This is a genomic window from Mycobacterium sp. (assembly GCF_019243155.1).
GTDB lineage: Bacteria > Actinomycetota > Actinomycetes > Mycobacteriales > Mycobacteriaceae > Mycobacterium.
Genome location: NZ_JAFAUS010000311.1, coordinates 1 through 5,628, shown reverse-complemented (window position 1 = coordinate 5,628; position 5,628 = coordinate 1). Strand labels below are relative to the sequence as shown.

Here is a 5,628-nt window from a genome sequence, read left to right as displayed (position 1 = left end):
GTCGAGTTCATGTTGCTGGACAGGCTGTTTCCGCGTTCGGTGTTCTACTCGCTGCGGTTGGCCGAACACAATCTCGACGAACTGGTGCGCAACCGGCAGAGCCGGATCGGAGCCACCGCCGAGGCTCAGCGGCTGCTGGGCCAGGCCCGCAGCGAACTGGAGTTCGTCCAGCCGGGTGTGCTGTTGGAGTCGCTGGAACTCCGGTTGGCCAGCCTGCAGCGGACGTGCAGCGACGTCGGAGAAGCGTTGTCGCTGCAGTACTTCCACGTCACTCCGTGGGTGGCATGGTCGGACGCGGGCCAGCGAGCGCAACTGGTGAGCAGGAAAGGAGACGTCTGATGTGGCGACTGCGAGTGGTGCACACCACCGGGTACGCCTACCAGTCGCCGGTGACCGCCTCCTACAACGAAGCGCGGCTGACCCCACGGTCGAACACCCGCCAGAACGTCATCCTCAATCGTGTCGAGACCATCCCGGCGACCCGGTCCTATCGCTACATCGACTATTGGGGCACGGCCGTAACGGCTTTCGACCTGCACGCGCCGCACACCGATCTGACGGTGACGTCCTCGTCGGTCGTCGAGACCGAACAGGCGGAACCGTTGGCGACGACCGTCGATTGGAGCGACCTACACACCGACGCCGTGCTCGATCGGTACGACGAGTTGCTCCGCCCCACCGACCACACCCCGGCCAGCAAGCGGGTCACATCGGTCGGGAAGAAGATCATGAAAAGCCACAAGCCAGCCGAAGCCGTTGTCGCCGTTGCCAATTGGGTGCGCAGCGAACTGGACTACCTGCCGGGCACCACCAGCGTGGGCTCGTCCGGACTCGACGCGCTCAAAGAGGGCAAAGGCGTCTGCCAGGATTTTGTGCACCTGTCGCTGATGTTGTTGCGCAACATGGGAATTCCATCGTATTACGTGTCGGGCTATCTGCACCCCAAACGTAACGCCGTCGTCGGCGACACCGTTGACGGCCGCAGCCACGCCTGGATCGAGGCCTGGACCGGTGGCTGGTGGGGCTATGACCCCACCAACGACATGGATATCACCGAGCAGTACGTCAGCGTGGGTCTGGGCCGCGACTACACCGACGTTTCGCCCCTGAAGGGCATCTACTCCGGCGAAGGGGCCACCGATCTCGACGTGATCGTCGAGGTGACCCGCCTGGCCTGATCGGGCGCTAGCGGGCCAGTGTCCGGTATCCCGGGTGGACGTGTGGCGTCAGGCCCTGCTGTTGGGCCACGGTGGTCAGCAAACCGCGCAGGGCGCTGTACTGCCCGGAGTCCAGCGCGGCGGTCAGCTGCACCTCGTGCTCGCGCGCGAGCTGGGAAAGCTTGCGCATCAACCTCTTTCCGGCCGCGGTGAGGTGCAGGGCGTACAACCGGCGATCCTTGGGGTTGGCGCGACGCTCCACGTAACCGCGCTCCTCGAGTTCGTCGACGTAGACGACGACCCGGCTGGGCAGCATGCCCAGTTGCGCGCTGAGGGCCTGTTGACTGCGGCCGGGCTCGGCGGCGATCGCGCGCAGTATTCCCGCATGCGGCGGCGTCAGGCCGACGGTGGCCACCCGCTCGGCGAACAGCGTCGCGGCGTGGTGTCCGAGCTGAGCCAGCAGGAACGCGATGCCATCACTTCGGTCTTCACCGTCCGCGGTCGCCGACATCGTCACATCATAAGTGATGCGAATAATTCTTCCGATGAATTACTTCACCATCTTGTGGGCGAGCCCGTTGAAGGCATATCGTTCACCACATGAACGATTCACGTGCAGACTTAAATGGAGCGTCGCCCGGCCGGCGCCGGCAAGGGGGACCCCCACTGGTGTTGCTGGCCCTGATCTGCGTGGGCCTTCTCTTCGGCGGACTCGTCATCGGCGTCGCCATCGGCGCGATGATGCCGTTGCCGTACGGACCCGCGGCCGCCGTGACGGCGTATGTGCACGCCCAGCCCGTCGCCGTGCACGTCATCGCCGTCGCGATGTTCGGATCGTCGGTGCCGCTGGCGATCTACGCGGCAACGGCCAGCGCCCGGTTGCGGCAGCTCGGGGTCACCGCGCCGGGGGCCACCATCGCCCTCACGGGCGGCACGCTGGCGGCCGGCGCGCTGGGACTGGCGGGACTGGTGGCCGCGACGCTGTCGATCCCGGAAGTCGGTGCGGATCCCTCATTGGTCCGCGCGTTCTACTACCTGGTGTTTTTGCTCGGCGGACCAGCGCACATCGTGGCCCTGGGCCTGCTGGTCGCCGGGATGGCCGTGCCCAGTCTCATCCTGGGTTTGACGCCCCGACCAGTCGCCTGGGTCGGCCTGGCCACCGGCATCTTCTCCGAGCTGACGACGCTGGTGCTGATTTGGCCTCAGCTTGGCGTGATGTTGCCGATCGCCAGGGTGGCGGCGTTGCTGTGGCTGGTTGTTGCCGGAGCACTATTGCCGTTGCAGCGCAACGAAATTCGGCGCAGCGGGCGGGTCACCGCCGCGCGTTGACCTCGACGCGGAGCAGGTCGTCACCGAGCTCGACGCGCCCGGCGAACTGCGAAGCGGCCAGCGTTCGCCATTGCTCTTCTTGGCCGGGCACCAGCGCCGGGACGTAGTGCGTCATGACGAGAGTGCCCACACCCGCGCGGGTTGCGGTCGCCGCCGCCTCCTCAACGGACGAGTGGTAGTCGCAGATGTCTTGGAGTCGCTGCGCGGGGATGTTGGCGACGATGTCCTTGCGGATCACCGTGTGCACCAGCGCGTCGGCGCCGGCCGCCAGCGCGTCCAGGCCGGCGCAGGGCACCGTGTCCCCGGCGAGCACTACCGAGGCCGTTTCGTAGTCGATGCGGAACCCGATGGTGGGCGCCACCGGCCGGTGATCGGTCGGCGCCACCCGGATCGAGACGCCGCCGCGGTCCCAGACCGGGCCGTCGGTGTGCTCGTGCACCTCGACCGCCGGCGGCGCATTCAGGTCGGCGTGGTGCGCGATCCGGTACCCGATGTCATGACGCAACGCCGTCAGGGTCGCCTCCACCGCCTCGGCGGTGCCGGGCGGGCCGATGATCGGCAACGGCGCGGGATCGGGGTCGAAGGTGCCGATCCACCGGGTGATGAGGACGTCGCCGAGGTCACCGATGTGGTCGCTGTGCAGATGGGTGAGCAGCAGCGCCGACAACCCGGCGGCGCCCACACCCACGGCCGCCGCGCGTTGCAGCACGCCACGCCCGCAATCGATCAGGAAATCCTGGCCGCCGGCCCGCACCAGCGTCGACGGGCCCGCCCGGTTCGGATCGGGGATCGGGCTTCCGGTTCCCAAGAGCGTGATTTCGATCATGGCCCTTATCCTGCAAGCCGGGGCGGCCCGCAGCGACCAAATCGCGCGATTACGCCATCTACCTCGGGGTATGGACACAATCTGGTTGCCGGTCATCGCGATGGCTTCCCCGCCGCGCCCGTTGGCCGTAGCCTGATGTGAAGCGGATCACAATAGCTGGAGGCCTTGATGCGGATTGCGGACGTCTTGCGAAACAAGGGCGCGGCGGTGTCAACCATCAACCAGGAGGCGACCGTCCAAGAGCTGTTAGCCGGTCTTGCCGAGCACAACATCGGCGCCATGGTGGTCGTCGGGTCCGGCGGCGTCGTCGGCATGGTGTCAGAGCGCGACGTCGTGCGCCAGCTGCACACGCATGGCGCCAGTGTGCTGACGCGCCCGATTTCGACGATCATGACCTCCACGGTCGCGACCTGCACCAAGACCGACACCGTCGACGCCATCAGCCTGCTGATGACGAAGAATCGGGTGCGCCACGTGCCGGTGCTCGACGGCGACAAGCTGATCGGCATCGTCAGCATCGGTGACGTGGTCAAGACGAGGATGGAAGAACTCGAGGCCGAGCAGCAGCAGTTGCACTCCTACATCACCCAGGGGTAGTCAGCTCCACGCGTACTCCGCGCGCAACCGCGCGGCCACCACATCGAAGACGTCGCGGTCCAGAATGGCCCCCTCGCGGCGGATGCCCTCTTCGGGCACATCAAGCACCCGGTCCAGCCGGACCCAGCTTTTCCTGCCTTCGTAATCCCAAGCGCCAGAACCGATCCCGACCCAATCCGGGTCGGCGGAGTGGTGTTCCTGGCTGGATACCATCAGCCCCAGCAGGACACTGCGATCGCGCCCGACGACGAGGACTGGGCGGTCCTTTCCCTGGGTGGGGTCGTCCTCGTAGACCACCCAGGTCCACACGATCTCGCCGGGATCGGCCCGACCGTCCAGGCTCGGCGCGTACACCAGCTTGCGGGCCCGGTGCGCGGTGGGGAAGCTGCCGCTGGTCACCGGACGGCCCGCGGTGACCGGGCTGGACGACTGCGGCGCGGCCGCCGCGATGACGTTCGCGGTGATCTTCACGGCCTGCTGGAGTTCGCGCAGCACAGTCTGCGAGGTCTGCACGTGCCGGGCGAGTCGGGGAGCCCCGTTGAACACGAGGTTCTCGGCAAACCGCTGAAACGCCTTCCATTGCGATTTCCGGGCAGACCCCATATTCGCAGCATAGACGTGAGCGGCCGGGGTGCGATTGTGTCTGAGTGTGTCGCAGCGACCCTGCATAGATACGCTGGACATGCCCGCAAACCGCCGTCCGACACGGCCGCGAGGCACCCACAGACGTCAGTAGAGCAGGAGATTCCCATCAGCAGTTTCGCCGACAAGACGTTCACTGCGCCGGCGCAGATTCGGAACTTCTGCATCATCGCCCACATCGACCACGGCAAGTCCACGCTCGCGGACCGGATGCTCCAGCTCACCGGCGTCGTCGACGAGCGGTCGATGCGTGCCCAGTACCTGGACCGGATGGATATCGAGCGGGAACGCGGGATCACCATCAAGGCACAGAACGTGCGGCTGCCCTGGAAGGTGGGCAACCAAGATCACGTGCTGCATCTCATCGACACCCCGGGCCACGTCGACTTCACCTACGAGGTGTCCCGCGCGCTCGAGGCCTGCGAGGGGGCGGTGCTGCTGGTCGACGCCGCCCAAGGCATCGAGGCGCAGACCCTGGCCAACTTGTACCTGGCCCTCGACCGCGACCTGACCATCATTCCGGTGCTCAACAAGATCGATCTGCCCGCCGCCGACCCTGATCGCTACGCGGGAGAAATCGCGCACATCATCGGTTGCGAGCCCGACGACGTGTTGCGCGTCTCCGGCAAGACCGGCGAGGGCGTGGCCCAATTGCTCGACGAGGTGGTCCGCCAGGTGCCGCCCCCGCAAGGGGACGCCGACGCGCCCACCCGCGCGATGATCTTCGACTCCGTCTACGACATCTACCGCGGCGTGGTGACCTACGTCCGGGTGGTGGACGGCAAGATCACCCCGCGCGAACGCATCGCGATGATGTCCACCGGTGCCACGCACGAGCTGCTCGAGGTCGGCATCGTGTCACCGGAACCCAAGGCCAGCGCGGGCCTGGGTGTGGGAGAGGTCGGCTACCTGATCACCGGGGTGAAGGACGTCCGCCAATCCAAGGTCGGCGACACCGTGACGACGGCACGGCACGGCGCCACCGAAGCGCTGACCGGATACCGCGAACCCCGGCCGATGGTCTACTCCGGCCTCTATCCCGTCGACGGCTCCGACTACCCGGATCTGCGTGACGCC

General features: G+C 66.8%; 7 protein-coding genes and 1 pseudogene. 5 read left to right on the top strand and 3 right to left on the bottom strand.

All coding sequences use genetic code 11. From position 1 onward, the window contains the following. On the top strand, nucleotides 1-339 hold a 339-nt coding region (locus tag JOZ00_RS15890), incomplete at its 5' end, for an alpha-E domain-containing protein (protein WP_293345167.1). Next, nucleotides 339-1,178, top strand: coding sequence for a transglutaminase family protein (locus tag JOZ00_RS15885; protein ID WP_293345165.1), 840 nt, complete (start codon nucleotides 339-341; stop codon nucleotides 1,176-1,178). The genes JOZ00_RS15890 and JOZ00_RS15885, both read left to right, overlap by 1 nt. Before the next feature lie 7 nt (nucleotides 1,179-1,185). Here JOZ00_RS15885 and JOZ00_RS15880 read toward each other — a convergent pair whose 3' ends face one another. After that, nucleotides 1,186-1,668 carry a MarR family winged helix-turn-helix transcriptional regulator gene (locus tag JOZ00_RS15880; RefSeq protein WP_293345163.1) on the bottom strand — a complete coding sequence of 161 codons (483 nt, stop codon included), beginning with the start codon at nucleotides 1,666-1,668 and terminating at the stop codon, nucleotides 1,186-1,188. Nucleotides 1,669-1,757: 89 nt separating this feature from the next. On the opposite strand from JOZ00_RS15880, the gene JOZ00_RS15875 reads away from it, so the two are divergent. Beyond that, nucleotides 1,758-2,486 carry a hypothetical protein gene (locus tag JOZ00_RS15875; RefSeq protein ID WP_293345161.1) on the top strand — a complete coding sequence of 243 codons (729 nt, stop codon included), beginning with the start codon at nucleotides 1,758-1,760 and terminating at the stop codon, nucleotides 2,484-2,486. On the opposite strand, the gene JOZ00_RS15870 is transcribed toward JOZ00_RS15875, so the two are convergent. Continuing rightward, nucleotides 2,470-3,312, bottom strand: coding sequence for a ribonuclease Z (locus JOZ00_RS15870; RefSeq protein ID WP_293345159.1), 843 nt, complete (start codon nucleotides 3,310-3,312; stop codon nucleotides 2,470-2,472). The genes JOZ00_RS15875 and JOZ00_RS15870 overlap by 17 nt on opposite strands. Nucleotides 3,313-3,480: 168 nt before the next feature. On the opposite strand from JOZ00_RS15870, the gene JOZ00_RS15865 reads away from it, so the two are divergent. Then, nucleotides 3,481-3,909 carry a CBS domain-containing protein gene (locus JOZ00_RS15865; protein ID WP_293345157.1) on the top strand — a complete coding sequence of 143 codons (429 nt, stop codon included), beginning with the start codon at nucleotides 3,481-3,483 and terminating at the stop codon, nucleotides 3,907-3,909. Here the strand turns inward: JOZ00_RS15865 and JOZ00_RS15860 are convergent, their stop codons facing one another. Then, nucleotides 3,910-4,512: a type II toxin-antitoxin system PemK/MazF family toxin gene (locus JOZ00_RS15860; RefSeq protein ID WP_293345155.1), complete on the bottom strand. Its 603-nt coding sequence runs from the start codon at nucleotides 4,510-4,512 to the stop codon at nucleotides 3,910-3,912. Between JOZ00_RS15860 and JOZ00_RS15855 the strand changes: the two are divergent. Further along, a pseudogene (locus tag JOZ00_RS15855) lies at nucleotides 4,494-5,628 on the top strand (GTP-binding protein); the annotation flags it as partial. The gene JOZ00_RS15860 and the pseudogene JOZ00_RS15855 sit on opposite strands and share 19 nt — an antisense overlap.

Coding starts and splice junctions, on each gene's coding strand:
- JOZ00_RS15885 (WP_293345165.1), top strand. CDS start 339: ATGTGGCGACTGCGAGTGGTGCACACCACCGGGTACGCCTACCAGTCG.
- JOZ00_RS15880 (WP_293345163.1), bottom strand. CDS start 1,668: ATGTCGGCGACCGCGGACGGTGAAGACCGAAGTGATGGCATCGCGTTC.
- JOZ00_RS15860 (WP_293345155.1), bottom strand. CDS start 4,512: ATGGGGTCTGCCCGGAAATCGCAATGGAAGGCGTTTCAGCGGTTTGCC.
- JOZ00_RS15875 (WP_293345161.1), top strand. CDS start 1,758: ATGAACGATTCACGTGCAGACTTAAATGGAGCGTCGCCCGGCCGGCGC.
- JOZ00_RS15865 (WP_293345157.1), top strand. CDS start 3,481: ATGCGGATTGCGGACGTCTTGCGAAACAAGGGCGCGGCGGTGTCAACC.
- JOZ00_RS15870 (WP_293345159.1), bottom strand. CDS start 3,312: ATGATCGAAATCACGCTCTTGGGAACCGGAAGCCCGATCCCCGATCCG.